Annotated in this window: 28 protein-coding genes and 4 tRNA genes; 16 read left to right on the top strand and 16 right to left on the bottom strand. The window is 61.2% G+C overall.

Features of this window, described 5'->3' with window-relative positions; translation table 11 throughout:
- Position 1: 1 nt before the first annotated feature.
- A complete protein-coding gene (locus BLU25_RS00330; protein ID WP_016780357.1) occupies positions 2 to 820 on the bottom strand; it encodes a shikimate 5-dehydrogenase in 819 nt (272 codons plus the stop codon).
- 234 nt (positions 821 to 1,054) lie between these two features.
- Here BLU25_RS00330 and BLU25_RS00325 point away from each other — a divergent pair, with 234 nt between their 5' ends.
- The 3 genes from BLU25_RS00325 (at position 1,055) to BLU25_RS23650 (ending at position 2,022) form a co-directional block, all read left to right on the top strand.
- A complete protein-coding gene (locus tag BLU25_RS00325) occupies positions 1,055 to 1,402 on the top strand; it encodes a hypothetical protein (protein WP_016780356.1) in 348 nt (115 codons plus the stop codon).
- 136 nt (positions 1,403 to 1,538) lie between these two features.
- Positions 1,539 to 1,733, top strand: coding sequence for a hypothetical protein (locus BLU25_RS00320; RefSeq protein WP_016780355.1), 195 nt, complete (start codon positions 1,539 to 1,541; stop codon positions 1,731 to 1,733).
- A gap of 94 nt (positions 1,734 to 1,827) precedes the next feature.
- Positions 1,828 to 2,022 (top strand): hypothetical protein, encoded by a 195-nt coding sequence (locus BLU25_RS23650; protein ID WP_081481031.1) that lies wholly within the window; start codon positions 1,828 to 1,830, stop codon positions 2,020 to 2,022.
- Here BLU25_RS23650 and BLU25_RS00310 read toward each other — a convergent pair.
- Positions 1,970 to 2,281: an AzlD domain-containing protein gene (locus BLU25_RS00310; RefSeq protein ID WP_016780354.1), complete on the bottom strand. Its 312-nt coding sequence runs from the start codon at positions 2,279 to 2,281 to the stop codon at positions 1,970 to 1,972. The two genes, BLU25_RS23650 and BLU25_RS00310, sit on opposite strands and share 53 nt — an antisense overlap.
- Positions 2,278 to 2,973 (bottom strand): AzlC family ABC transporter permease, encoded by a 696-nt coding sequence (locus BLU25_RS00305; protein WP_016780353.1) that lies wholly within the window; start codon positions 2,971 to 2,973, stop codon positions 2,278 to 2,280. The genes BLU25_RS00310 and BLU25_RS00305 overlap by 4 nt, the downstream gene beginning before the upstream one ends.
- Positions 2,974 to 3,178: 205 nt before the next feature.
- Between BLU25_RS00305 and BLU25_RS00300 the strand changes: the two genes are divergently transcribed.
- Entirely contained in the window at positions 3,179 to 3,697 is a 519-nt protein-coding gene (locus tag BLU25_RS00300; RefSeq protein ID WP_016780352.1) for a Dps family protein, read from the top strand.
- A 285-nt stretch (positions 3,698 to 3,982) separates the two neighbouring features.
- On the opposite strand, the gene BLU25_RS00295 is transcribed toward BLU25_RS00300, so the two are convergent.
- The gene (locus tag BLU25_RS00295; RefSeq protein WP_016780351.1) at positions 3,983 to 4,924 is read right to left on the bottom strand and encodes a class I SAM-dependent methyltransferase; all 942 of its coding nucleotides are present in this window, start codon (positions 4,922 to 4,924) and stop codon (positions 3,983 to 3,985) included.
- Between the two features lie 299 nt (positions 4,925 to 5,223).
- On the opposite strand from BLU25_RS00295, the gene pbpG reads away from it, so the two are divergent.
- A complete protein-coding gene (gene pbpG / locus BLU25_RS00290) occupies positions 5,224 to 6,162 on the top strand; it encodes a D-alanyl-D-alanine endopeptidase (protein WP_016780350.1) in 939 nt (312 codons plus the stop codon).
- Between the two features lie 140 nt (positions 6,163 to 6,302).
- Here the strand turns inward: pbpG and BLU25_RS00285 are convergent, their stop codons facing one another.
- The 8 genes from BLU25_RS00285 to gltX form a co-directional block, all read right to left on the bottom strand.
- The gene (locus BLU25_RS00285; RefSeq protein WP_016780349.1) at positions 6,303 to 6,755 is read right to left on the bottom strand and encodes an Hsp20 family protein; all 453 of its coding nucleotides are present in this window, start codon (positions 6,753 to 6,755) and stop codon (positions 6,303 to 6,305) included.
- 122 nt (positions 6,756 to 6,877) lie between these two features.
- Positions 6,878 to 7,837 (bottom strand): tRNA dihydrouridine synthase, encoded by a 960-nt coding sequence (locus BLU25_RS00280; RefSeq protein ID WP_083369462.1) that lies wholly within the window; start codon positions 7,835 to 7,837, stop codon positions 6,878 to 6,880.
- Between the two features lie 73 nt (positions 7,838 to 7,910).
- Positions 7,911 to 8,345, bottom strand: coding sequence for an acyl-CoA thioesterase (locus BLU25_RS00275; protein ID WP_016780347.1), 435 nt, complete (start codon positions 8,343 to 8,345; stop codon positions 7,911 to 7,913).
- A gap of 151 nt (positions 8,346 to 8,496) precedes the next feature.
- Positions 8,497 to 8,572, bottom strand: a tRNA-Glu gene (locus BLU25_RS00270).
- A 77-nt stretch (positions 8,573 to 8,649) separates the two neighbouring features.
- Positions 8,650 to 8,725, bottom strand: a tRNA-Ala gene (locus BLU25_RS00265).
- A 50-nt stretch (positions 8,726 to 8,775) separates the two neighbouring features.
- Positions 8,776 to 8,851: transfer RNA gene (locus BLU25_RS00260), tRNA-Glu, on the bottom strand.
- A 76-nt stretch (positions 8,852 to 8,927) separates the two neighbouring features.
- Positions 8,928 to 9,003 (bottom strand) — tRNA-Ala (locus BLU25_RS00255).
- Between the two features lie 348 nt (positions 9,004 to 9,351).
- A complete protein-coding gene (gltX, locus tag BLU25_RS00250) occupies positions 9,352 to 10,833 on the bottom strand; it encodes a glutamate--tRNA ligase (RefSeq protein WP_016780346.1) in 1,482 nt (493 codons plus the stop codon).
- Between the two features lie 202 nt (positions 10,834 to 11,035).
- Between gltX and BLU25_RS00245 the strand changes: the two genes are divergently transcribed.
- From BLU25_RS00245 to BLU25_RS00190, 11 genes are all read left to right on the top strand, one after another.
- Complete coding sequence (locus tag BLU25_RS00245) at positions 11,036 to 11,986, top strand: 2-hydroxyacid dehydrogenase (RefSeq protein WP_016780345.1); 951 nt, start codon at positions 11,036 to 11,038, stop codon at positions 11,984 to 11,986.
- A 15-nt stretch (positions 11,987 to 12,001) separates the two neighbouring features.
- Complete coding sequence (locus tag BLU25_RS00240; RefSeq protein ID WP_016780344.1) at positions 12,002 to 13,327, top strand: Nramp family divalent metal transporter; 1,326 nt, start codon at positions 12,002 to 12,004, stop codon at positions 13,325 to 13,327.
- Between the two features lie 69 nt (positions 13,328 to 13,396).
- On the top strand, positions 13,397 to 14,347 hold the full coding sequence (locus BLU25_RS00235) for a siderophore-interacting protein (protein ID WP_016780343.1): 951 nt from the start codon (positions 13,397 to 13,399) through the stop codon (positions 14,345 to 14,347).
- Between the two features lie 373 nt (positions 14,348 to 14,720).
- Positions 14,721 to 15,920, top strand: coding sequence for a PepSY-associated TM helix domain-containing protein (locus BLU25_RS00225; RefSeq protein ID WP_083369461.1), 1,200 nt, complete (start codon positions 14,721 to 14,723; stop codon positions 15,918 to 15,920).
- Positions 15,917 to 16,459 (top strand): hypothetical protein, encoded by a 543-nt coding sequence (locus BLU25_RS00220; RefSeq protein ID WP_016780341.1) that lies wholly within the window; start codon positions 15,917 to 15,919, stop codon positions 16,457 to 16,459. Before BLU25_RS00225 ends, BLU25_RS00220 begins: the two co-directional genes overlap by 4 nt.
- Entirely contained in the window at positions 16,456 to 16,779 is a 324-nt protein-coding gene (locus tag BLU25_RS00215) for a hypothetical protein (RefSeq protein ID WP_016780340.1), read from the top strand. Before BLU25_RS00220 ends, BLU25_RS00215 begins: the two co-directional genes overlap by 4 nt.
- The gene (locus tag BLU25_RS00210) at positions 16,776 to 17,330 is read left to right on the top strand and encodes a DUF6162 family protein (protein ID WP_083369460.1); all 555 of its coding nucleotides are present in this window, start codon (positions 16,776 to 16,778) and stop codon (positions 17,328 to 17,330) included. Before BLU25_RS00215 ends, BLU25_RS00210 begins: the two co-directional genes overlap by 4 nt.
- A 34-nt stretch (positions 17,331 to 17,364) precedes the next feature.
- Complete coding sequence (locus BLU25_RS00205; RefSeq protein WP_016780338.1) at positions 17,365 to 18,303, top strand: metal ABC transporter substrate-binding protein; 939 nt, start codon at positions 17,365 to 17,367, stop codon at positions 18,301 to 18,303.
- Positions 18,300 to 19,052 (top strand): metal ABC transporter ATP-binding protein, encoded by a 753-nt coding sequence (locus tag BLU25_RS00200; protein ID WP_016780337.1) that lies wholly within the window; start codon positions 18,300 to 18,302, stop codon positions 19,050 to 19,052. The genes BLU25_RS00205 and BLU25_RS00200 overlap by 4 nt, the downstream gene beginning before the upstream one ends.
- Complete coding sequence (locus tag BLU25_RS00195; RefSeq protein WP_016780336.1) at positions 19,052 to 19,951, top strand: metal ABC transporter permease; 900 nt, start codon at positions 19,052 to 19,054, stop codon at positions 19,949 to 19,951. The genes BLU25_RS00200 and BLU25_RS00195 overlap by 1 nt, the downstream gene beginning before the upstream one ends.
- Complete coding sequence (locus BLU25_RS00190; protein WP_016780335.1) at positions 19,952 to 20,839, top strand: metal ABC transporter solute-binding protein, Zn/Mn family; 888 nt, start codon at positions 19,952 to 19,954, stop codon at positions 20,837 to 20,839. It abuts the gene before it with no gap.
- A 114-nt stretch (positions 20,840 to 20,953) separates the two neighbouring features.
- Here the strand turns inward: BLU25_RS00190 and lipA are convergent, their stop codons facing one another.
- The 4 genes from lipA to BLU25_RS00170 form a co-directional block, all read right to left on the bottom strand.
- Positions 20,954 to 21,931 (bottom strand): lipoyl synthase, encoded by a 978-nt coding sequence (lipA, locus tag BLU25_RS00185; RefSeq protein WP_016780334.1) that lies wholly within the window; start codon positions 21,929 to 21,931, stop codon positions 20,954 to 20,956.
- A 25-nt stretch (positions 21,932 to 21,956) separates the two neighbouring features.
- Positions 21,957 to 23,210, bottom strand: coding sequence for a serine hydroxymethyltransferase (gene glyA, locus BLU25_RS00180; protein WP_016780333.1), 1,254 nt, complete (start codon positions 23,208 to 23,210; stop codon positions 21,957 to 21,959).
- A gap of 49 nt (positions 23,211 to 23,259) precedes the next feature.
- Positions 23,260 to 23,637 (bottom strand): glycine cleavage system protein GcvH, encoded by a 378-nt coding sequence (gene gcvH / locus BLU25_RS00175; protein ID WP_016780332.1) that lies wholly within the window; start codon positions 23,635 to 23,637, stop codon positions 23,260 to 23,262.
- A 369-nt stretch (positions 23,638 to 24,006) separates the two neighbouring features.
- Positions 24,007 to 25,536: a sigma-54-dependent transcriptional regulator gene (locus BLU25_RS00170; RefSeq protein WP_083369459.1), complete on the bottom strand. Its 1,530-nt coding sequence runs from the start codon at positions 25,534 to 25,536 to the stop codon at positions 24,007 to 24,009.
- Positions 25,537 to 25,564: the final 28 nt, after the last annotated feature.

Raw genomic sequence — 25,564 nt, 5'->3', positions numbered from 1 at the left:
ATCAGCTGCGGGCAAATGCCACGGCAGCCTGAAACTGCTCGGCAGTGGGACGAACGCCGGTGTACAGCACAAACTGCTCCAGCGCCTGGATGGCAATCACCTCAAGCCCGGTGATGACCTGCTTGCCCTGGGCACGACCACGCACGATCAACGGTGTTTCAACCGGGATCGCCACCACATCGAAGATGATATCCGCGCTGTCGATAGCCTCTGCGGCAAAGGCCAGATCATCGGCTTCAGCCCCGCCCGCCATGCCCACCGGTGTCACGTTGATCAGCATGTGCGGCCGCTGCGCGCCCAGCTCAGGTTGCCATTCATAGCCGCAGCTTGCCGCCAGGGCCGCCCCTGTTGCCTCGTTACGCGCAACGATCAGGCCATTGCGATATCCACCATCACGCAATGCCGAAGCCACGGCCTTGGCCATACCGCCGCTGCCACGCAGGGCAAAGGTGGTGTCCTTGGGTACTTTATGGCTGTCCAACAACTGGGCAATGGCGATGTAGTCGGTGTTGTAGGCCTTAAGATGGCCGTCGGTATTGACGATGGTATTGATCGAGGCAATGGCCCGGGCCGATGCATCCAGTTCGTCCACCAGCTCGATGCAGGCCTCCTTGAACGGCATCGACACCCCGCAGCCGCGAATGCCCAGGGCGCGGATTCCGGTAACGGCACCTGCCAGGTCCTTGCTGCTGCAAGCCTTGTAGTAAAAGTTCAGGCCCAGTTGTTCGTATAGATGATTATGAAAACGCAGCCCGAAATTCCCCGGTCGACCTGACAACGATATGCACAGCTGGGTGTCTTTGTTCGGATTCATTTGCATGCTCATCTCCTTGCTGAAGGCTTTTAGATGGACGGCACAAGCCGTATCGGAAAAATTGTTCGATCATAGTGCAGCTGCCAGAGCTGAAACGTCTCAGCGCCAGCAAACCTTACACAAAATTTACCCGGGCACTTCGCAGTTTTTTAAAAAAACACGGTCTTAATGTTACCCCCGGGTTTATCTGCGGCCTGGTGCAGGCCGAAACATCGGGGCTGGAACTCGAGGATTATCAAGATGCGTAGCATCCCCAAAATCGCTTTGCTTATCGGCGCCCTGGCTGTCGCAGGGCAGGCATCCGCCCATGGTGGCTGGGGGCCAGGGCCTGCAATTTTTGGCGCGGTGGTGGGTGCAGCGGTGGTTGGCTCGGTAATAGCAGGCCACGAGCAGCGCCCGGTGTATGTGCAACAACCGGTGTATGTGCAGCCGCAGCCGGTTTATGTACAGGCGCCACCGGTTTATTACCAACCGCAACCGGTGTATGTACAGCCGCCCCAGCCCGTTTACTATCAGGGCTATTACGGCCGGCCGCAACCGGTGTATTACGGTCCGCCGCGGGGCTATTACGGCCCGCCACGCTGGTAACCCCGGCACAGTGCCGACGGGTCCGGACAGATGATGTGAATGTCGCGGATGAGACATCATAGTGCCGCGTACTGCGGCATTATGGAGCGCCATCGGCGCCATCACCGACACACACATAAAAACAAGGACGACCTTTATGCCTACACAAAACCCGCACCATATCGTCGGGCTCTGCACCTCCAGCAAGGTGTACAACACCCTGACCGAGCTCAAGCAGCTCGAAGGTCATCGCACTGCCAAACTGTTGTCATTGTTGACCCAGCACCTGGTGCGCGAAGGGCTGCTGAGCGACCAGGAAGTGATGCACATGCTCGACCAGGTGGTTGACTGACACCTCATCGGCATCAATGACGACTATCACGCGCAATGATTTCTAGCGCAGCGGCCCAACCCGTAAGGTAGCGCCATTGTTGAAGGAGGTAGGTATGCCCAAGATTCATGTCATGTCGGTAATCGGCAGTGCCGTTCCCGCCCCGCTGCGTGCCGACGGCTTGCTGGCGTGCTGGTATGTGGTCAGCGACGGCGTTGCCGTCGGCGGCCCGTTCACCTCGCGCGCCGCCGCCCAGCTTACAGCCAGCCGCGAAACACATAGAACAGCGCAACACTCAACACAACACTGAGCAACACGTTGCGGCGCCACAGCATTAGCCCGATGGCGCACAACCCGGCCAGCAGGTACGGGTTGGCCAGGCTCAGGTCCAGCTGATGGTCTTTGACGAAAATGATCGGCCCGCAAATCGCCGTCAGCATTCCCGGTACTGCAAAGCCCAAAAACTCCTTTACCCCGCGATTCAGGCGAATGGGCAAGCGCGGTTCCAGAAACAGGTAGCGGTTAAAAAACAGGATCAAGGTCATCCCGCCGATAATTGCCCAGATCATGCCCAATACCCTCCCAGACGCTTGCAGGCATAGCCCGCGACCATACCCGCCAGCCCTGCCAGCACAATGGCCGACTCCCACTGCCAGTGACTGAACAGCACCACAGTGAACAACGAGACTGCCACGCAGACCACAGTCGGGATATTGCGCACCACGGGCGTAATCAACGCGATAAAGGTGGCGGCAATCGAGAATTCCAGCCCCAGCTGGTCCAGGCCCGGAATGCTCTTGCCCAGCACCACGCCCAGCAGGGTGAAAATATTCCAGCCCACATACATGCACAGCCCCACCCCCAGCGCGTACCAGCGGTTGAAGGTGCTCTGGTCGAACGGGCTGACCAGGGCAAAGAACTCATCGGTGAGCAAAAAGCCCAACCCGAAACGCCATTTGGGCTCGAGCGGCGCCACCAGCGGGCGCAGGTGCATGGCATAAAGCAAATGCTGCGAAGTCAGCAGCAAGGTAGTGACCAGAATCGAAATCGCACTGGCGCCGCCCTTGATCATGCCAATCGCCACCAGCTGCGCCGCACCGGCAAACACAAACAGTGACAGCCCCTGGCTTTGCGCGGGGCTCAACTGGGCATCAATGGCGGTGGAGCCGGCCAGCAACCCCCAGGGCGCGCACGCCAGGGTCAGCGGAAGGCAGGCAAGGGTGCCGCGCACAAACGCGGTTCGAGCAAGTGAATCAGGCATTGAAAACAATCCGGTAATCAGCAGCGGCAAAGGGTCGCAACATCGGGGCAAAAAGTCTTGAACGATCTTGCTCTGCTGCCCTCATAACTTGACGCGGACCGCTTGAAAACGGCCCGCCGTGTTTGACGAGAGGCCAAACCTGGTCTTTAGTCAGCCGCACTCAAGAGACGTTAATTCCGATCAACCGCTGCCACGAGGAACCACCATGAAAGACCTGAAATCCGCCAAGGAAAGCAGAAAGGCCGATCTGCGGACACCTACGGCACTGAGCGAACAAGCCTGTATCGATATTGCAGCCGAAGTGAACGCGCTGCTCGCAGACACCTTCGCCATCTACATGAAAACCAAGAATTTCCACTGGCACATGTCCGGCCCGCATTTCCGTGATTTCCACCTGCTGCTCGACGAGCAGGCTGACCAGATCTACGCGACCACCGATGCCATTGCCGAGCGTGTACGCAAGCTGGGGCGCACCACAATCCGCTCCATCGGCCACATCAAGAAACTGCAACGCCTGCTGGACAACGACGCCGACTTCGTGACGCCGGAAGACATGCTGGCAGAGCTGCGTGAAGACAACATCCAGCTGGCCGCCTATATGCGCGAGACCCACGACATGTGCTCCGAGCTGGGCGATGTGGCGACTACCAGCCTGCTGGAAAACTGGATCGACGAAGCCGAACGCCGCGTGTGGTTCCTGTTTGAGTCGTCGCGCACCAAGTAACCCCCCCGTAGCAGCTGCCGAAGGAACGAGGCTGCGTTCGATTGCGAAGCGATCGTAAAACCTGAGCATGCGGTTTATCTGTAAAAACCTGTGTTCTGACTTTACGACGGCTTCGCCCCCGGACGCAGCCTTGTTCCTGCGGCAGCTGCTACGGTCACGAGCACCCGCAGAACCATGAATTTTGTTTCACATTCCTTGCACGCAACGGCCGGTATATTCACTGCGCTCATTGCTCATTCAATGAACCCCTTGCCCGCGCCTCCCCTGCGGGCTTTTTTTTGCCCTTCAAGCACCCTGCCGGAACACCAGCGCCTTGAGGCCGCATTCCACATCCGCGTCCGGGAACTCCGGCGGGTTGTCCAGGCGCTGCACAAAACGCAGGCTCGGCGCATCCCGGGTGACGCCATCGATCAGAAAATCCGAGCCCAGTGCCGGGTCGTTCATGCAGGCCAGCACCGTACCGTTTTCACTGAGCAGCTCCGGAAGGCGGCGCACCACGCGCTGGTAGTCCTTGGTCAGCAGAAAGCTGCCTTTCTGAAATGACGGCGGATCGATGATCACCAGGTCATAAGGCCCGGTGCTTTTCACCTTGCCCCAGGACTTGAACAGTTCATGGCCCAGGAATGTCACCTTGCTCATGTCATGCCCGTTCAGGCGATGATTGTCACGCCCACGACTCAGGGCCGCACGGGACATGTCGAGGTTGACCACATGCTGCGCCCCGCCTTCTATGGCTGCCACGGAAAAACCGCAGGTGTAGGCAAACAGGTTCAACACCCGCTTGCCCTCGGCATTGGCCCGCACCCAGTCACGACCGTAGCGCATATCGAGAAACAAACCGTTGTTCTGCTTGCGGCCCAGGTCCACCCGATAGCGCAGGCCGCCTTCGGTCAGCGTCCACTCGTCAACCGCCGCGCCCACCAGCCATTCGGTGTCGCTTTGCAGGGTATAGCGATGTTGCAGCACCAGGGTGTGGGCCGCGCTGGCTTGCCACTGCGGGGATTGCGCAAGGGCCATCAGCAATTGCTTGAGGGCAGCCAGTTGCGCGGCCTCAGGCTCCTTGAACAGGGACACCTGCACCACGCCCTGCAACCAGTCCACCGTCAACTGCTCAAGCCCTGGCCAGCAGCGACCGCGCCCATGAAACAAACGCCGGGTTTCGGCGGGGGCAGTGCCCAGCGCAGTCAATAAGTGCTGGTGCAGGGTGGTTAACGCTTCAGGAGTCATCAGGCCGGCCGGTCAATTTCAAGGGCCGGCATTTTACACCATTGCAGCGCCATGCCTAACCAGCCTGTTCAGCCAGCCAACAGCTTTGCCCTGCTAGGCTCGTGCAGGCACGAACCCTCGTCTGGCTGGCGTCAGCGGGCGAAAAAACCGCTGAAGACCTCCTGGCCGGATTTTCTCTCATAAACCCCAGCGAAATCAGGCATTTCTGCCGCCGTTGATCCATACTGACTAAATGTAACGTCATGTGTATAACAGCCGTTGCAGCCAGGTACTTCCCAACCATTCTTGAGTCATTCTGCGTGAAAATTCATCTTTCCATATTAAGCCTGTGTTTAGTTCTGGCAGGCACCAGCGCCTCTTCAATCGCCGCAGCGGCTGAAAGCACCTCGGCCCCACGGGATACCTCAAAACTGCATATCGCCTCAGGCAGCGCGCTGCTGGTGGACCTGCAAACCAACAAAGTGATTTTTGCCAGCAACCCGGACGCCATCGTGCCCATTGCCTCCGTCACCAAACTGATGACCGCTATGGTGGTCCTGGATGCCAAGCAGTCAATGGATGAGTCCATTTCGGTCAATATCAGCGACACGCCGGAGATGAAGGGGGTGTTTTCGCGGGTGAAGATTGGCAGTGAGCTGTCGCGTCACGAAATGATGCTGATCACCCTGATGTCCTCGGAAAACCGCGCAGCCGCCAGCCTGGCCCACCATTATCCGGGCGGTTATGTGGCGTTTATCGCGGCGATGAATGCCAAGGCCAAAAGCCTGGGCATGATGAGCACCCACTATGTAGAGCCCACCGGGCTGTCGATCCACAACGTGTCCACTGCCCGCGACCTGAGCAAGCTGCTGGCCGCGGCGCGGCACTACCCGATGCTCAGCCAGTTGAGCACCACCAAGGAAAAGACCGTGGCGTTCCGCAAACCCAACTACAGCCTGGGTTTCAGCAACACCGATCACCTGGTCAGAAAAGACAAATGGAATATCAAGATCACCAAGACCGGCTTTACCAACCAGGCTGGCCATTGCCTGGTGCTGGTCACTGAAATGGGCGGTCGCCCGGTGTCCCTGGTGATTCTGGATGCCTTTGGCAAATACACTCACTTCGCCGATGCCGGGCGGATTCGCAACTGGGTGGAAACCGGCAAAAGTGGCGGCGTACCCGACGTAGCCTTGCGCTACAAAGCCGAAAAAAACCTGCAAAAAAACCAGCTGACGGCAGGTCAGGCGGGCAAGTGAAGGATTGCGAGTGAGGTGAAATGCAGGCACTTGCCCCGGGGAGAGGATCGGGGACAAATGCCTGCGTACTGCTCGTTACAAACTGCGGATAGAAAGAACCCCGTCACCTGGACGGGGTTCTTGCCTGGCACATGCTCAGATCAGTTTTGCAGGGCAGGCTGCGAATCCCCATTGATCGGGATGCGTTTGGCTTTTGCCTCTTCCGGCACCACCCGCTGCAGGTCGATGCTCAGCAAACCGTTGCTCAGGTTTGCGCCTTTGATCTCGATATGGTCGTCGAGACGGAAGGACAATTTGAATGCCCGCTGTGCAATACCTTGATGCAAGAAGGTCACGCCTTCTTCGCTGGTGCTTTCGCGTTTGCTGCCGCTCACGCTCAGCACGCCTTTCTCTACTTGCAGGTCCAGATCATCTTGCTGGAAGCCTGCTGCCGCAACCACGATGCGATAGCTGTCTTCACCGCGTTTTTCAACGTTGTAAGGTGGGTAGCCGCCGCTTGAATCGTTGCGCAGTGCGGTTTCAAACAGATCACTAAAACGGTCAAAGCCGACAGAATTACGGAACAGTGGCGCCATTGAAAAAGCGTTGCTCATAATTTCATCCTCCTGATTTCAGCGAGATTTTGTTACGCGACCCGGTTTCGGCATCGCGTACCCCTTAGATAGGGACCGGCAAAATCATTTCAAGGGCTTTTTTTGAAATTTTTTCAGGTGCTTCAGGCAGCATCGGCAGGCGGGTTGTTGACCAGGTGCCGGACCTTCTCACAGTCGGTTTCACGGCGCATGGCATTGAACAGCACCACCGCTTCAGGGTAGTTGCGGGTCAGCATCGCCAGCCACTGCTTGAGCCGCCCCGGCGCCGAGCGCGGGGTCAGCTGGGCTTCGGCCTGGGCCCAGAAGTCGCGGATCATGGGCTGCAAATCGGCCCAGGTCATAGGCACTACCTCAACACCGGCGCGGGCAGCGGCAATTTGCGCGGCCAGATCAGGCCGCGACACCAGCCCACGGCCCAGCATGATGTCTTCGGCCCCGCTGATTTCGCGGCATCGGCGCCAGTCTTCAACCGACCAGATATCACCGTTGGCAAACACCGGCACCTTGACCGCTTCCTGCACCTGGGCGATGTATTCCCAATGCGCGGGTGGCTTGTAGCCATCCATCTTGGTCCGCGCATGCACCACGATCTGGCTGGCGCCGCCCTCGGCCAGAGCAATCGCGCACTCGTTGGCGCTGTCCGGCGTATCGAAGCCCAGGCGCATCTTGGCGGTGACCGGGATATGCGCAGGCACGGTGCGGCGCACTTGCAGCAAAATGGCGTGCAGCAGTTCAGGCTCCTTGAGCAGCACTGCCCCGCCACGGGACTTGTTTACGGTCTTGGCCGGGCAGCCAAAGTTGAGGTCGATCACCCCGCTCCCCAGTTCCACCGCCAGCGCAGCGTTGTCGGCCAGGCACGCCGGGTCGGAACCCAGCAACTGCACCCGCAGCGGCACGCCGGAGCGCGTCTGCGCACCGTGCTGCAACTCGGGGGCGAGTTTATGGAAGTAGGCTTCAGGCAACAGCCGCTCGGTGACCCGAATAAATTCGGTCACACACCAATCAATACCGCCGGTGCGGGTCAGGACATCACGCAGGATGTTGTCGACCAACCCCTCCATCGGCGCCAAAGCAATTTGCATGGGTGACTCTCATGAAAAACGTGCGGCAGTTTACGCGGTTCTGCAGGCAATCGGTATGTGCAGGGGCTCAGACTCAGGCCGTCACGACAGCCGGGCCGTAACCTTCGAGAAACTCGGCAGGCAGGCGCCTGGCCTTGCCGGTCGACAGCTCGATGCAGACAAAGGTGGTTTGCGCACGCAACAGGGTGACCCCGTCGCTGGGGCGTACCAGCTGAAAGTGGCGGGTCATGCGCAGGCGCTGGTCGCAATCGACAATCCAGGTGGCCAGTTGCAGTTCGTCGCCTTCGTAGGCGCTGGCTAGATAGTCGATCTCATGGCGGGAAACGGCCATGGCGCGGTCGAGGCGACGGTACTCGGCAAGATCCAGCCCCAGGCGCTGCGAATGGCGCCAGGCACAGCGTTCGAGCCAGACCACATAGGCTGCGTTATTGGCATGGCCAAACCCGTCGATGTCTTCAGCCTGCACCTGCAGGTCAATGATGAACGGTGCTGCCAAATCCCAACTCATGCCTTGTCTCCCTGTACATAAATAAGGAGCGCAGTGTAACGCAGAGGGGGCGACGGGAAACTTGAAGAGCAGGAATTAAAAAACTGCAGACAAACAAAAGGGCCATTCAATAATCGAATGACCCTTATAAATCCCGCAAAGCGGGTAATCGTGGCGTCCCCTAGGGGACTCGAACCCCTGTTACCGCCGTGAAAGGGCGGTGTCCTAGGCCACTAGACGAAGGGGACACAAACCCTTCTAACAGTGATCAGCGCTGAGTGCTGATCGATTCAATGCCAGTGTGGCCCGACATTGAACTGTAAATTGGTGGAGCTAAACGGGATCGAACCGTTGACCTCTTGCATGCCATGCAAGCGCTCTCCCAGCTGAGCTATAGCCCCGATTTATCGCCTGGCGGCGGAGCAACACCGAAGTGCTGCTTCTGTAAAACTGGCGTCCCCTAGGGGACTCGAACCCCTGTTACCGCCGTGAAAGGGCGGTGTCCTAGGCCACTAGACGAAGGGGACACAAACCTTCTAACTTGACCAGCGCTGAGTGCTGGTCGATTCAATGCCGGTGTGGCCAGGCATTGAACAGTAAATTTGGTGGAGCTAAACGGGATCGAACCGTTGACCTCTTGCATGCCATGCAAGCGCTCTCCCAGCTGAGCTATAGCCCCAAACTAACCGTGTTGGGTGTTGCTGTGTTGCGTTCTGCTTGTTTCGTGTTGCTGTGTTGACGGGGCGCATATTAAGACTGGATCGGTAGGCTGTCAAACTTATTTTTAAACTTTTTTAAAAAAATTTGCCGTGAGAACAACCACTTACCCTTCCTGCCCCGTAAATACGGGGCCAAACCCCAAGCAAAACCTTGTAGCAGCTGCCGCAGGCTGCGTCCGGCGGCGTAGCCGCCGTAAATGCAGAATGCTCGATTTGCCTGAAAAAACGTGCATTTAGAATTTACGATTGCTTCGCAATCGAACGCAGCCTCGTTCCTTCGGCAGCTGCTACGGATTATTAAACTCTGGTTAACCCATCGCGCTAAACAGCTTTTCCCACTCCTTGTTTTCTTTCTTCGACACGCCGCCCAGCAGGTCCAGCGCCTGACGCAGACGGAAACGGGTCAGGTCCGGCCCTAGGATCTCCATCGCGTCCAGTACCGACACCGAGCTGGCCTGCCCCGTGATCGAGGCGAACATCAGCGGCATGGCATCACGCAGCTTCAGCTCCAGGCTTTCAACCACGGCCTGGATGCAGCCGGTGATAGCGTCCTTTTCCCACTGACGCAGGCTCTCGAGCTTCCACAAGATCAACTGCATCAACTGGCGCACTTGCTCGTTGGACAGCTTCTTGTGCTCAAACAGCTTGGCATCGAGCTGCAAGCCACCCGAGAAGAAGAACCCGGCCAGGGGTGCGATCTGGCTGAAAGTCTCGACCCGGCCCTGTACCAGCGGCGCGATCTTCATCATGTACTCAGGGTTCAGCGCCCACTGCTGCACGCGGCTGGCAAACTCGTCCAGCGGCAGGTCACGCAGCCACTGGCCGTTGAGCCAGGACAGCTTCTCAACGTCGAAAATCGGCCCGCCCAGGGACACACGGCTCAGATCGAAGTTGTCGACCATTTCCTGCAGCGAGAACTTCTCGCGCTCGTCCGGCATCGACCAGCCCATGCGGCCCAGGTAGTTGAGCATCGCTTCAGGCATAAAGCCCATGCGCTCGTAGAACGTCACCGAGGTCGGGTTCTTGCGCTTGGACAGCTTGCTCTTGTCCGGGTTGCGCAACAGCGGCATGTAACACAGCTGCGGTTGTTCCCAGCCGAAGTATTCGTACAGCAGGATCAGCTTGGGTGCCGACGGCAGCCACTCTTCGCCACGCAGTACATGGGTGATGCCCATCAGGTGATCGTCGACCACGTTGGCCAGGAAGTACGTTGGCAGGCCGTCGGTTTTCATCAGGACTTGCATGTCCATGCGGTCCCACGGGATTTCAACGTCGCCGCGCAGCAGGTCCGGTACCACGCACACGCCTTCGGTCGGCACTTTCATGCGGATCACGTGAGGCTCGCCAGCGGCCAGGCGCCGGTCAACTTCTTCCTTGGACAACAGCAGCGCACGACCGTCGTAGCGCGGGGTCTCGCCCTTGGCCATCTGCTCGGCGCGCATCTGGTCCAGTTCTTCAGCGGTGCAGAAGCACGGGAAGGCGTGGCCCATATCCACCAGTTGCTGGGTGTACTTTTTGTAGATGTCGCTGCGTTCGCTTTGACGGTACGGGCCGTGCGGGCCGCCTACGTCCGGGCCTTCGCTCCAGGTGATACCCAGCCAGCGCAGGGCGTCGTAGATCTGCTGCTCGGACTCGCGGGTCGAACGCAACTGGTCGGTGTCTTCGATGCGCAGGATAAATTCGCCGCCATGCTGCTTGGCAAAGCAGTAGTTGAACAAAGCGATGTAAGCGGTGCCGACGTGGGGGTCGCCGGTAGGCGATGGCGCAATGCGCGTGCGAACGGTGGTCATGGGCGGTCTCGAAATGGAGATAAAACAAAGGGCGAATGGTAACAGGCCGACCCGGCCCGGCTCCAGCACAGGACTCGACCCGACCGCCACACGGTTGAAAAAAGCTGTAATAGAGCGCTTGTATCGAATTGATACAGGGAAAAGCAGCCAAGACCGGTGTTAATCTCGGCTCATTCTTGACATTCCCTGGCTGGAGATAACCATGTCCCACGTTGTGCTGGTGCTGGTAGAGAGCGTTAACGATTACCTGCACATGCTGGAACACCAGGGTTACGAACTGATCCTTGCGCCCACCCCCGCCAGCCGCGCCGAGGCCATTGCCCGCCACGGCGCCCGGATCGACGCGGTGCTGACCCGCGGCCCGCTGGGCCTGCATGCCGATGAAATGGCCGCCCTGCCCCTGCTCAACATTATCTGCGTGATTGGTGCCGGTTTTGAGCAGGTCGACCTGCAGGCCGCCAGTAACCTGGGTATTACCGTGACTTTTGGCGCCGGAGCCAATGCTTCGTCGGTTGCCGATCATGCGATGGCGCTGCTGTTGTCCGTGGTGCGCGGCATCCCCCAGGCCGACGCTAGCATCCGGCGCAACGAATGGGTCAAGGTGCGCCAGCCATCACTGTCGGGCAAACGCATGGGGATTATCGGCCTCGGCGCCATCGGCGCTGCCATCGCCAAACGTGCGGACCACGGCTTTGACATGAGCATCAGCTACCACAGCCGCCAGCCGCACTCTGACTCGCCTTACACCTACTGCGCCAGCGTGCTTGAACTGGCCAGCCAGGTGGATTTCCTGGTCGTCGCCACCCCGGGCGGCAGTGCCACCCACCATCTGGTCGACGCCCCCGTGCTGGACGCCCTGGGCGCTGATGGTTACCTGATCAATATTGCCCGCGGCAGCGTGGTCGACACCGACGCCCTGATCGCCGCCCTCGCCACAGGCAAGATCGCCGGGGCCGGGCTTGATGTGTTTGAAGACGAGCCTTTGGTGCCCGACCCGCTCAAAAGCCTGGGCAACGTGGTCATGACCCCGCATGTAGCCGGCCAGTCGCCCGATGCCGTCGAGGCCACCGTGCAACTGGTGGTCGACAACCTGCGGGCCTTCCATGCCGGCAAACCGGTGCTCACCCCCGTGCCCTTGCCGCACCCCGTCTGACCCCGGAGCCTGCGCTTGAAATTCAGCCTGCCAACAACCGCCACTGCGCCCTTCTGCCCCTCGCAAGTCAGTGGCAGCGTGCCCGTCGACGCCCGCGCGCCGTTTTTCAAGCGCGCGCTGCGCTTTGCCGGCCCCGGCCTGCTGATCAGCATCGGCTATATGGACCCCGGTAACTGGGCCACCGCCATTGAAGCCGGCTCGCGCTATGGCTACAACCTGCTGTTTGTGGTGCTGCTCGCCAGCCTGGCGGGCATGGCCGTGCAATGCCTGTGTTCACGCCTGGGCATTGCCACTGGCCGCGATCTGGCGCAGCTGTGCCGTGAGCGCTACAGCAAGCGCTCGGCGCGGGTGCAATGGCTGCTGGCAGAAATCTCGATCATCGCCACCGACCTGGCCGAAGTGCTCGGTTGTGCCCTGGCCTTCCACCTTTTGCTGGGCTGCTCGCTGACCACCGGCATCGCCCTCACCGCCCTCGACACCCTGCTCGTGCTGGCCCTGCAAGGCAGGGGGTTTCGTCGGCTTGAAGCGATCATGCTGGCGCTGGTAATGACCATCGTCGGCTGTTTTTTCGTTGAACTGGTACTGATCAAGCCTTATTGGCCGGATGTGTTCGACGGCTTCAAACCGTCGTTGTCTGCGATCAGCGGTGCCGCGCCACTGTACATCGCCATCGGGATCATTGGCGCCACGGTGATGCCACACAACCTGTACCTGCACAGCTCCATCGTGCAAACCCGCCTGACCGGCAAGGACTACGCCAGCAAACTGGACGCCGTACGCCTGTCGCGCATCGACACCATCGGCTCCCTGGCCCTGGCGCTGCTGGTCAATGCCGCGATCCTGATTCTCGCAGCTGCCGCCTTTCACCAGAGTGGCCATACCGACGTGGTCGAAATCCAGGACGCCTACCGCATGCTCGACCCGCTGGTGGGCGGCGCGATGGCCAGCGTCCTGTTCGGCGTGGCGCTGCTGGCCTCGGGGCAAAGCTCGACCTTCACCGGGACCATCGCCGGGCAAGTGATTATGGAAGGCTACCTGGAGCTGAAAATCCCCTGCTGGCAACGGCGCCTGATCACCCGCGGGCTGGCGCTGGTACCGGCGTTCCTCGGTGTGTGGCTGATGGGCGACGACGCGGTGGGCAAGTTGCTGATCCTCAGCCAGGTGGTGCTCAGCCTGCAACTGCCGTTCGCGCTGTACCCGCTGATCCGCATGACCGGCGATAAAAAACTGATGGGGCCTTTCGTTAACCGCCTGCCGACCCGACTGTTGGCGTGGTTTCTGTTCGCGGTCATCAGTTGCGCCAATGTCTGGCTGATTGCGCAGATCGGCTTCGGGGGCTGAACCTGCGCCCTTAATTCCAGCGCCCGGTGGCTCGTTATACAAGACGACTCCTGCTATTGAGGTGCTGACATGTCCGCCGCTGCCACCCTGGTGCAAAACCTGCGCAATCGTCTGAGCAAACCCACGGCCTATCGATTGTTCGATATCCGGCTCAAGCACCGCATCACCTTGAGCCCATCGCTGACACGCTTTGTGTTCAGCGGCAGCGATGTGGCGCTGATGCGCACCCTGGCCCCCGACCAACGGGTCAAGCTGCTGTTCCCCAGTGCCGATGGCGCCGCCGCCAACCTGCCCAAACAGGGTGACTGGCGAGCGCCCCTGCGGGACATGAGCCCAGAACAGGTGCCGCCCATGCGCTCCTACACCATTCGCAACCTGCGCGCGGAAGCGGGCGAGCTGGATATCGACTTTGTCCTGCACGGTGTCACCGGCCCCGCCACACGCTGGGCCAGCCAGGCCAGGGCGGGTGATCGCCTGCAGATCGCGGCACCCAATGGCGCTTATACCGACGACCCCGGCGGCTACGAATGGCAACCACCCCAAGGCATGCGCAAAGTGTTGCTGATCGGCGACGAAACCGCCCTGCCGGCCATTGCCGGCATCCTCGAAACACTGGCGTTGCACCCTGACACCCCCCAGGTGCAGGCTTTTATCGAAGTGCCTGAAGAGGCGGACTGCCAGGCGCTGCACTGCGGCGCGAACACCAAAGTGCACTGGCTGCCCCGTGCCAGCCTGGGCAAACAGCACGGCGACGGCATGATCCTCGCCGCCCGCGAGCTGGCCAGCTTGCCACCAAGACGCATGCAGGCTCGGGCCTGTGCCGAACTGCAGGAGCTGGACCTGGACAACCAGCGCCTGTGGGAGCGGGCCAGTGCCAGGCACAACGAGTTCTACGCCTGGGTGGCCGGGGAATCGATGGCGGTGATGACCATCAGGCGGTTTTTCGTCAATGAATGCGGCCTGGACCGCAAGGGCCTGACCCTGATGGGGTACTGGAAACTGGGGCGCTCGCTGGGCTAAGGCACCCAACGACCCGTAGCCGCTGACGAGCGGAGCGAGGCTGCGGCTACAGGGTCTGAAGGAAACTTCAATTGTGGGAGCGGGCTTGCTCGCGATGGCATCGGCGCGTTTCAACTGAAATACCGCGCCGCTTGCATCGCGAGCAAGCCCGCTCCCACAAGGGATTGGTGTTGTTTGTTTTTGCTGTGTTCACGGGAATGCCCCTCACAGAAGTCCAAACGCAGCGAGGCTGCGATGGCGGCTACAGGAACTAAGAAACAATTTTTTACATGTCGAGGTTCGGGTTTTAAACATCTCATTCGTCCTACATGGATAAGCAATCGCTTCTCAATGGCGATTACACACCCGCCCTGCCGCGAGTTTGCCGTTTCCCATGTCCAAAAAGTCCCGTTCAAAACTCTGGTTTCTGGTTCACAGCTGGCTGACCCTGCCCATCTGGTTCTTTGTGCTGATTGTCTGCGTGACCGGCACGCTGGCCGTGGTCAGCCAGGAGATCGTGTGGCTGGCCACCCCCGAGGCCCGCGCCACGCAACCGTCCGATGATGCGCCACTGCTGACTTACCAGCAGGTGCTGAGCGCCATTCACCAGGCCGAGCCGACGCTGGCCGTGCAGTCCATCAGCCGCCCCGACGAGTCGCACTTTGCCCTGGTGGCCAGTGTGGTGTACCCCGACGGCCGCTCGCCGTCGCTGTATATCAACCCCTACTCCGGGGCGATCCAGGGTGAAAGCCCCAGCTTTGACTTCAAGGCCTTTACCCGCGCCCTGCACGGCTGGTGGCTGGTGCCCTTTACCAACGGCTATAGCTGGGGCTGGTACCTGGTGTCGTTCCTCGGCCTGCCGTTGCTGGGCTCGTTGATCACCGGACTGGTGGTCTACAAGAAATTCTGGAAGGGCTTTTTCAAGCCCAACCTGCGTTTCAAGCACGGGGCACGGATTTTCTGGGGTGATTTTCATCGCCTGTGCGGTATCTGGTCGATCTGGTTTATCGCGGTGATTTCCATCACCGGCCTGTGGTTCCTGATCCAGGCTTTCATGTTCGATAACCAGATTTCCATCTCCACCGCTGGCAACCCGCCCGTGGTGGCTCGCCAGGATGTGCCGGTCACGCCCGACGGCAAGCCCGCGCCGCAGATCAACCTCGACCAGGCCGTGCAGATCGCCGCCGAAAACATCCCGGGGCTGGAAGCCAGTTTTGTCAGCCTGCCGAGCAATGCCTATGGGCATATCGAAGTCGGCGGCCCGGGCTGGTACCCGCTGCTGTTCCAGACCGCCGACATCAACCCGTACAACGGCGCCATCGAAGGCTCGCGGATGATTGCCGACCGCTCCGGGCTGGAGTTGGTGACCGAGTCCATGCGCCCGCTGCACACCGGCGACTTTGGCGGGCTGTGGGTCAAGCTGATCTGGTTCTTCTTCGGTTTGATCCTGAGCATGATGGTCTTGAGCGGTCTGCTGATCTGGACCAAACGCACCGCCCTGGCCACCGCCAACGCCCTCAAGCGCAGCGAAAAACCCCGGCGGCCAGCCGCCGTCACGGCACATAGCCCACAGCCCGAAGAGGCCAATGTATGAGCAAGGCAGTGGCTGTACCGCCCTCGTCCGCCCTGAGCCGGCTGTGGCACAAATGGCGCTTTCACATCAATATTTTGCTGTTGCTGGTGCCCCTGGGCTTTATGCCCAAGTACTTTGCCGATGCCTCGCTGTTTCGCGGCGACAGCGGCCTGGGCGAGCGCGACATCGGTACCGTGCAAGTCGGCCCCTGGAGCCTGCAACTGGCCGAGCTGCGCAACGAAGCCCCGCGCCCCGACGGCCCGGCCGGCTACATGAAGAGTTTTAACGCGGCCCTGTGCGACACCTGTATCGATCAGGTCAAGGCCGCCTACCTGCGCATCGGCAAGCCGCGCAGCCTGCGCGCCGCCGGGGTGATCTTTTTCGGCACGCCGTACCGCATGGGCGCGACGATGCCGATCCCGGAACGCACAAAGGCCGATGCCGAGCTGTGGATCACCCTTGAGGGGTGGGACGGCTCCATGCATCAGGCCTCCATTCCCCTGAGCCAGGCCTCACCGGCGACGGTCGCCTGGCTGGCCCAACGAGGAGGCAAACCATGACCTGGCGCCTGTTAAAGATCCCGGCCATTGCCGCAGTGCTGGCCTTCAGCAGCCAGGCCCTGGCCCACAACCCGATGTGCGACTGCAAGGCCATCGAGGACGGGCAAATCCGCTGCACCGGCGGGTTTTCCGATGGCAGCGGCGCACCGGGAGTGACGCTGGACGTGATCGGCTACGACGAAACCATCCTGGTGCCCGGCAAGCTGGGCGCCGACTCGACCCTGACCTTCAAACGCCCGGAGGCCGAATTCTATGTGCTGTTCGACGCCGGCCCCGGGCATATCGTTGAGATCGACCAAGCCGATATCGAGGCCCCATGAGCACTCAAGTCATGCGCCCGGCCGGTGCCGGGCATGAAACCCTGTATGTGCTGCTGTTGTGCCTGCTGATTGTGGCCGTGGCAGGCTCAGTGGTGGCCTGGCGACATGAGTCGCAGGCAGTGACCTCGGTGGCCGCCCACCAGCTGGATGCGCGCCGCGACCTGAGCGCCGCCGAGCAGGGCATCTACGCCGACCTGCGGGTCACCCTGGATGAAGTCCAGTTGCTGCGCGAAGAGGCCGGCACCCTGCCGCCGCCCGCGCAACTGGCTGAAGAAGGCTTTGCGCCCTTTGCTCACGATGCCAGTTCGATCAGCCGGGGCAACCACACCTGGCAGATGCTGGGCGAGCAGGCTTATCTGGGCATCAGCCCTAATCCCGAAGTGGCGGGCTCGTTTCTGCTGCGCCTCGGCGAGCAGCCCGATATCTGGCTTAACCGTCAGCACGATGTGAGGCCCGTCACTGATCTGAGCGATGCCGCCCTCAACCAGAGTGGCTGGCAGCAAGTGATCGCGCAATTCGATGCCGGGGTCACCCGCCAGCATCGTCACTGAACCCACTGCCTGACCTGAGAGAAGACTGCTCGCCATGTCGATTTCATCTGTTCTGCGCCGCCGCACCCTGCTGCTGGCGGCCCTGCTTGCCTGTTGCCTGTTACCGCAGGCCTTTGCCGACACCCCGGCACCCCTGGCCAAACCGCTGCGCATCGGCATCACCCTGCACCCCTACTACAGCTATGTGAAAAACATCGTCGGCGACAAGGCCGAGGTGGTGCCGCTGATTCCGGCCGGGTTCAACCCTCACGCCTACGAACCCCGCGCCGAAGATATCAAGCGCATCGGCACCCTGGATGTGATCGTGCTCAACGGCGTGGGCCACGATGACTTCGCCGACCGCATGATCGAGGCCAGCGAAAAACCGCAGATCCCGGTGATCGAGGCCAACCAGAACGTGCCCTTGCTGGCCGCCACCGGCAACGCGGCGCGGGGTGCGGGCAAGGTGGTCAACCCGCACACCTTTCTGTCGATCAGCGCCTCGATTGCCCAGGTCAACAACATTGCCCGTGAACTGGGCAAGCTCGACCCGGCCAACGCCAAAACCTACACCGCCAATGCCCGCGCCTACGGCAAGCGCCTGCGCCAGATGCGCGCCGATGCCCTGGCCAAGCTGACCCAGGCGCCCAACGCCGACCTGCGCGTCGCCACGGTGCATGCGGCATACGACTACCTGTTGCGCGAGTTTGGCCTGGAAGTGACCGCTGTGGTCGAACCTGCCCACGGCATCGAGCCCAGCCCCAGCCAGTTGAAAAAAACCATCGACCAACTGCGCGAACTGGACGTGAAGGTGATCTTCTCCGAAATGGATTTCCCGTCCACTTACGTCGACACCATCCAACGTGAGTCCGGGGTCAAGTTGTACCCGCTGTCGCATATTTCCTATGGCGACTACAGCGCCGACAAGTACGAAAAAGAAATGACCGGCAACCTCGATACCGTAGTCCGGGCAATCCAGGAGGCCGGCGCATGACTGTCGCTGAACGCCTGTCAGTCACGGCTTGCGGGCCGGGGGTGGAATTTGACCAGGTGTCCCTGACCCTGGGCCGCACCGCCATTCTCGATCATGTCAGTTTCAGCATCCGCCCCGGCAGCGTGCATGCCCTGGTCGGCCCTAATGGAGGCGGCAAAAGCTCGCTGATCAAGACCTTGCTGGGGCAAATGCCCCATCAGGGCCGCCTGTGCTTGAACTGGCCCGGTGAGCCGGGGTTGATCGGTTATGTACCCCAGGCGCTGGAGTTTGATCGCGGCTTGCCGATGACCGTGGATGATTTTATGGCCGCCATGTGCCAGCGTCGCCCGGCCTTTATGGGGTTGTCGCGCAAGGTCGCTCCGGCCATCGGCGAAGCACTGGAACGGGTGGGCATGCAAGACAAGCGCAAGCGGCGCATGGGCGCGCTGTCCGGCGGTGAACGCCAGCGCGTGCTGCTGGCCCAGGGCCTGATTCCTGCACCGCAATTGCTGGTGCTGGATGAACCCATGTCGGCCCTGGACGAAGCCGGCGCCCAGGTGTTTGAACGCCTGCTGACGGACTGGCGCCAGGCCGGGGTCACGGTGGTGTGGATCGAGCACGACCTGGCGGCGGTCAAGCGCCTGGCCGAGCGCGTCACCGGCCTCAACCGCCAGGTGCTGTTCGACGGCCCGCCAGAGCAAACCCTGAGCCCGGAACGCTTGCTCACGCTGTTTTCGACCCACCCCAAGGCGCACGGGAGCACCCTTTGATGAGTTACGAAGCCTTCCGTTTAATGGTTCAGGGCTGGGCATCTGCCGGTTATCTGCCCGAAGTGCTGGCCTATGGTTTTGTGGTCAACGCCCTGCTCGCCGGCCTGCTGATCGGCCCGGTGCTGGGCGGGCTGGGCACACTGGTGGTGGTCAAGCGTTTCGCGTTTTTTTCCGAAGCCGTGGGACATGCCGCATTGACCGGCGTGGCCATCGGCATCCTGCTCGGCGAGCCCTACACCGGGCCCTATGGCAGCCTGTTCGGCTATTGCCTGTTATTCGGCATCTCGCTCAATTACCTGCGCAACCGCACCGGGCTGGCACCGGATACGCTGATCGGCGTGTTCCTCTCGGTGTCATTGGCCCTGGGCGCCAGCCTGCTGCTGATTCTGGCCGGCAAGATCAACGTGCATATCCTTGAGAACGTGCTGTTCGGTTCGGTACTGACGGTCAACGGCAACGACCTGCTGGTGCTGGCGGTGGTCGGCGCGCTAGTACTGGGGCTGAGCCTGCCGCTGTACAACCGCATCATGCTGGCCAGCTTCAACCCGCAACTGGCCGCGGTGCGCGGAGTGGCAGTGAAGGCGCTGGATTATCTGTTTGTGATTCTGGTGACGCTGATCACCGTAGCCGCCGTTAAAGTCATCGGCGCGATTCTGGTCGGTGCCCTGCTGGTGATTCCGGCGGCGGCAGCACGATTGCTCAGCCAGTCGTTGAAGGGGTTTTTCTGGATATCGGTGCTGATCGCTACCGTCAGCACCCTGTGCGGCATCCTGCTGCCCATCGTGTTTGACCTGCCGATCCCGTCCGGTGCCGCGATCATTCTGATGGCCGGCATCGCCTTCGCCCTCGCTGCCATCGCCCGCGGCGTGGTGCCCAGCCTGAAAGGGAATATTGGATAAATGTTCACTCTGCGCAAACTGACCCTAGCCCTGGCCCTCACCGGCCTGTTGAGCACTCCGGTACTGGCCGAAACCACCGTACTGGCCAGCCTGCCGATTACCTTTGGCTTGAGCGAACTGCTGCTCAAGGACAGCGGCGTGAAACTGCAACGGGCAGCCCCGGCCAACCTGCCGGGCAGCCGCCAGAGTGCCTACTTCAGCGGCCGAGGCGCCCCGGCCCTGCACACGCTGGCCACCGGGGCCGACGCGGTGATCGGCCTGCGCTCGCTGTGGAGCGACGACCCGCTGTACCCGATGGCACGGCGCAGCAATATCCGCATTGTAGAAGTGGACGCGGCGCGCCCGGTGGACGGCAGCCTGCCGGGCATTGCCGTGCAGCCGGGTGCCCACGGCGATGGCCTGAACAGCCAGCCGTGGCTGACCAGCAACAATATGGGGCGCATGGCGGATGTCATCGCAGCGGATCTTGTGCGCTTGGCACCGGATGCCAAACCCCGAATCGAAGCCAACCTGGCGAGCCTCAAACAGCGTTTGCTCAAGCTCAGCGCCGACAGCGAAGCGCAACTGGCCAAGGCAGACAACTTGACTGTGGTGAGCTTGTCCGACCGGCTCGATTACCTGATTGGCGGCTTGAATCTGGAACGGGTTGAGGTGGACCACAAAGGCGACGAGACCTGGACGCCTGAGGCATTGCAAGCGCTGAGCCACACCTTGAAAGACCAGGGTGTGGCGCTGGTGCTGGACCACCGTGAGCCTTCAGCTGAGGTGAAAAAAGCTATTGCCGAGGGCGACAGCACGCTGGTGGTGATCGTTGCCGATGGCACCGACCCCGTGGCCGAGTTGCAGGGCAATATTGCTGCGATCATCAAGGCACTTGCTCAGAAGTAAACCCTGTACCTGTGGGAGCGGGCTTGCCCGCGATGGCAGCACCGCGGTGTGGCTGGCTGACCGCGCCGCCTGCATCGCGAGCAAGCCCGCTCCCACAGGGATTGTGGCGCCCCGCTAAGCCGATATGCCCCCTTGCACCTGCTTGTCCGCGTGATAGGACGAGCGCACCAACGGCCCCGCCGCGACGTTTTTAAAGCCCATGCGCAACCCTTCTTCGGCAAGCCAGGCAAAGCTGTCCGGGTGCACAAACCGCTGCACCGCCAGGTGGCTGCGCGAGGGTTGCAGGTACTGCCCCAGCGTCAGCATGTCGACCTCATGCTCGCGCAGGCGCCGCATGACGTCGAGCACCTCTTCATCCGTCTCACCCAACCCCAGCATCAACCCCGACTTGGTAGGCACATGGGGCACCCGGTGCTTGAAGTGTTGCAGCAAGTCCAGTGACCACTCGAAATCCGATCCCGGCCGCGCGGCTTTATACAGCCGTGGCACGGTTTCCAGGTTGTGGTTGAACACATCGGGCGGCTCCTGCGCGGTGATCGCCAGGGCCACGTCCATGCGCCCACGATAATCAGGCACCAGGGTTTCCAGTTGCACCCCCGGCGACAGCTTGCGGATTTCGCGCAGGCAGTCGACAAAGTGCTGCGCGCCACCGTCGCGCAAGTCATCACGGTCCACCGAAGTGATCACCACATACTTGAGGCCCAGGTCGGCAATGGCGATGGCGAGGTTTTTCGGTTCGTCCATATCCAGCTGTTTCGGCCGCCCGTGCCCCACGTCGCAGAACGGGCAGCGCCGGGTGCAGACATCGCCCATGATCATAAAGGTCGCAGTCCCCCCCGAAAAACACTCGCCCAGGTTCGGGCAGGCCGCTTCTTCGCACACGCTGTGCAGCTTGTGTTTGCGCAGCAGCGCCTTGACCCGTGCCACCTCGGGTGAGGTGGCAAGGGGCACGCGGATCCACTCGGGTTTACGCGGGATATCTTCGGTGGGCAGGATCTTCACCGGAATACGCGCGACCTTCTCGGCACCGCGCAATTTGACCCCGGCCTGCAGGGGCTGCGGGTGGCTGGCTACGGGCTGTTGTGCATTCATGGCGTGGCTCCACACAGGTCTGCAATCAAGCCGAATACACCGGAAACAGGGCACACAGTTCGCCGACCTGGCGGGCAACCCGGGCCTCAATGGCGGCATCGCCAGGGTGGTCAAGGATGTCGCAGATCCAGGTGGCCAGCGCACGGCACTCGGGGATCTGCAAGCCGCGAGTGGTCACCGCCGGGGTGCCGATACGCAGGCCCGAGGTCACGAACGGCGACTGCGGGTCATTGGGCACGGCGTTCTTGTTGACGGTGATATGGGCACGGCCCAACGCTGCGTCGGCGTCCTTGCCGGTAATGCCCTGGCGGATCAGGCTGACCAGAAACAGGTGGTTGTCGGTACCACCCGAAACCACGTCATAGCCACGCTGCTTGAACACTTCGGCCATCGCCTGGGCGTTCTTGATCACCTGGAACTGGTAGTCCTTGAAGTCCGGCTCCAGCGCCTCCTTGAAGCACACCGCCTTGGCCGCGATGACATGCATCAGCGGCCCGCCCTGCCCACCGGGGAACACCGCAGAGTTGAGCTTTTTTTCCAGGTCGGGGTCGGCCTTGGCCAATATCAGCCCACCCCGAGGGCCGCGCAAGGTCTTGTGGGTAGTGGTGGTGACCACATCGGCGTAAGGCAGCGGGTTGGGATACAAGCCAACCGCCACCAGCCCGGCGACATGGGCCATGTCCACAAACAGATAGGCCCCGACCTTGTCGGCAATGGCACGAAAACGCGGGAAATCCAGGGTCTTGGAGTAGGCCGAGAACCCGGCCACAATCATTTTTGGTTGGTACTCCAGGGCCAGGCGCTCGACCTCGTCATAGTCGATCAGGCCATTGGCATCGATGCCGTATTGAACCGCGTTGTACAACTTGCCCGAGGAGCTGACCCTGGCGCCGTGGGTCAGATGGCCGCCGTGGGCCAGGCTCATGCCCAGAAGGGTGTCGCCCGCTTGCAGCAATGCCAGATACACCGCAGCGTTGGCCTGTGAACCGGAGTGCGGCTGAACGTTGGCATAGCCTGCGCCGAACAGTTCCTTGGCCCGGTCGATGGCCAGTTGCTCGACCACATCAACATGTTCACAGCCACCGTAATAACGCTTGCCCGGGTAGCCTTCGGCGTACTTGTTTGTCAGCTCGGTGCCCTGGGCCTGCATCACTTGCGGGCTGGTGTAGTTCTCCGAGGCTATCAGCTCGATATGCTCTTCCTGGCGTTGCGCCTCGCGGGTGATGGCAGCGAACAGGGCCGGGTCGAAATCGGACAGGGTCAGGCTTTTATGAAACATGGGAAGTTTCCTTTTTATTAGAGGTTCAAGCAATGCCTGCGGGGCGATATCAGCTGTTTGCGGCGACGAAGGCGTCATAGGCCTGCGGGTCCAGCAGGTCGTTGAAAGCCGACATGTCTTCGATGCGCATACGGAAAAACCAGCCTTCGCCCAGCGGCGAGGTATTGACCCGTGCGGGGTCATCGAGCAGTGCCGCGTTGACGGCCACCACCTCGCCGGTCAGGGGCATGGCGATCGTGCTGGCTGCCTTTACCGACTCCACGACCGCCACTTCATGACCGGCGTTGAAAGCCCCCAAGTCGGGTAGCTGCACAAACACCACATCGCCCAATGCCTGCTGGGCAAAGTCGGTAATACCGACAGTCAACTCGCCAGACGCCTCCAGGCGCAGCCATTCGTGTTCAGGGGTAAAGCGCAGAGTGCTCATGGACATTTCTCTTGTTATCAGTGTGTCCTGATGCAGGACGGACAGGCGCAACTGACAGGACAAGAGCAAGGGCAATGCCAACTTTTAAAAAACTTTTAATATCAATCACTTAAATAAAAAAGAAACCCTTGTGATGAAGGCGGTGGAGCGAAACTGCTCCAGCCCTGGAGAGGATCTGGCAGGTCGGTCCCACAAGGGCGGGGTCAGGGCGGGCACGGAGCGAAATCATTCCGCTGGAGCAGAATCACACCACTGGAACCAGCGCAAACTACCTGAACTGAAAGGTTTTACGACGGCTGCGCCGGAGTGCCGCACCACGCCATCGCAGCCTCGCTCCGCTCCTCAGCGGCTACAGTTCAGCAGTGCGGGTTAGGAGCGCGAGGCGATCCCGTACTTGCGCAACCGCTGGCCTATAGCGGTATGCGACGTCTGCAAGCGCGAGGCCAACTGCCGGGTCGATGGATAGGCCGTGTAGTAACGTTCCAGCAAGGCTTTTTCAAACCCCTGCATCGCCTCCTCCAGGCTGGTCACTTCTGCGCTGGCTGACTTATGCGCGGTCAGCTCGGTGCCCGCCAGTTCCAGATCGCCGCAATCAATCATGTCGCCCTCGCTGGTGGCTGCCGCGCGGAAGATGACGTTTTGCAGTTGCCGCACATTGCCCGCCCAGCGATTGCCCAGCAGCAGCGGATGGGTCGCCACAGCCAGTTGACAGGGTGAGCGGTGGATCTGCTCGCAGGCCTGGCGCAAAAAGTGCTCGGCCAGCAGCAGGATATCCATGCCGCGCTCGCGCAACGGCGGCACCAGCAGGTTGAGGACGTTGAGGCGGTAATACAGATCCTCGCGGAAGGTGCCTTCGCGCACCATGCGCTCCAGGTCGCGGTGCGTCGCGCAGAGCACCCGCACATTGACCTGCACTTCACGTTCGCCGCCGATCCGCCGAAAGCAGCCGTCACTGAGAAACCGCAGCAGCTTGGCTTGCAGGTACGGGGACATCTCCCCCACTTCGTCGAGAAACACCGTGCCACGGTCTGCCAACTCCAGCAGCCCCGGCTTGCCGCCACGCTGGGCACCGGTAAAGGCCCCGGCGGCGTAACCGAACAGCTCGCTTTCGGCCAGGCTCTCGGGCAGCGCGGCACAGTTCAAGGCCAGGAACGACGCATCGCGGCGGGCACTCATGGCATGACAGGCATGAGCCACCAGCTCTTTGCCCGTGCCAGTTTCGCCCTGGATCAGCAACGGCGCATCCAGGCTCGCCACTTTGTGCAACCGGATCTTGAGCTCTTCCAGCACCGCCGACTTGCCCAGCAAGGCTTCCAGCCCTTCTGCCGGATCGCGCAACAAGGACGCCAACCGCTCGCCGATACGGCTCGGCGGGTACAGGGTCAGCAGACCGCCCACCAGAACATCCGCGCCGCCGCTGATGGGCGTGGCATCGAGCAGCAGGTCGCGCCCCTTGAAGCTGACTTCGCACATGGGCAGGCGAAAGCCTTTATCGATCAGGGTGCGGGCCAGGTCAGGGGCTGCGAACAGATTCGACAGCGGCTCACCGGTGGGGTCGCTGCCATAAAGATCCGTCAGCCCGGGGTTGGCCAGCAGCACGCAGCCATCGGGATCCACCGCCATCACCGGGTCGCTCATGGCGGCCAGCAGGGCCTCCAGCTGCAGGCGGCGGCGCTGCCCGGGGAGGATGTCCACCAGATCAACAGCCTGCACTCCTGTTACCCCCAGCAAAGCGTGGTGGAGTTCGTCCAGCACCTTTTGCGACAGGGTGGGGGCATCGATATAGACATTCGGCGGGCTCATCTCCACCGCGTCCAGGTTGAGATTGCGCGCGCCCAGCAGCATCAGGATTTCCTGGGTAATGCCGACGCGGTCTTTGAACGTAACGTGAATTCGCATGGCTATCGCTCCCTGACAACAAACAACG

This window comes from Pseudomonas fragi, assembly GCF_900105835.1.
GTDB classification, from domain to species: Bacteria; Pseudomonadota; Gammaproteobacteria; order Pseudomonadales; family Pseudomonadaceae; genus Aquipseudomonas; species Aquipseudomonas fragi.
This window is presented reverse-complemented; position numbering and strand designations above follow the sequence as displayed.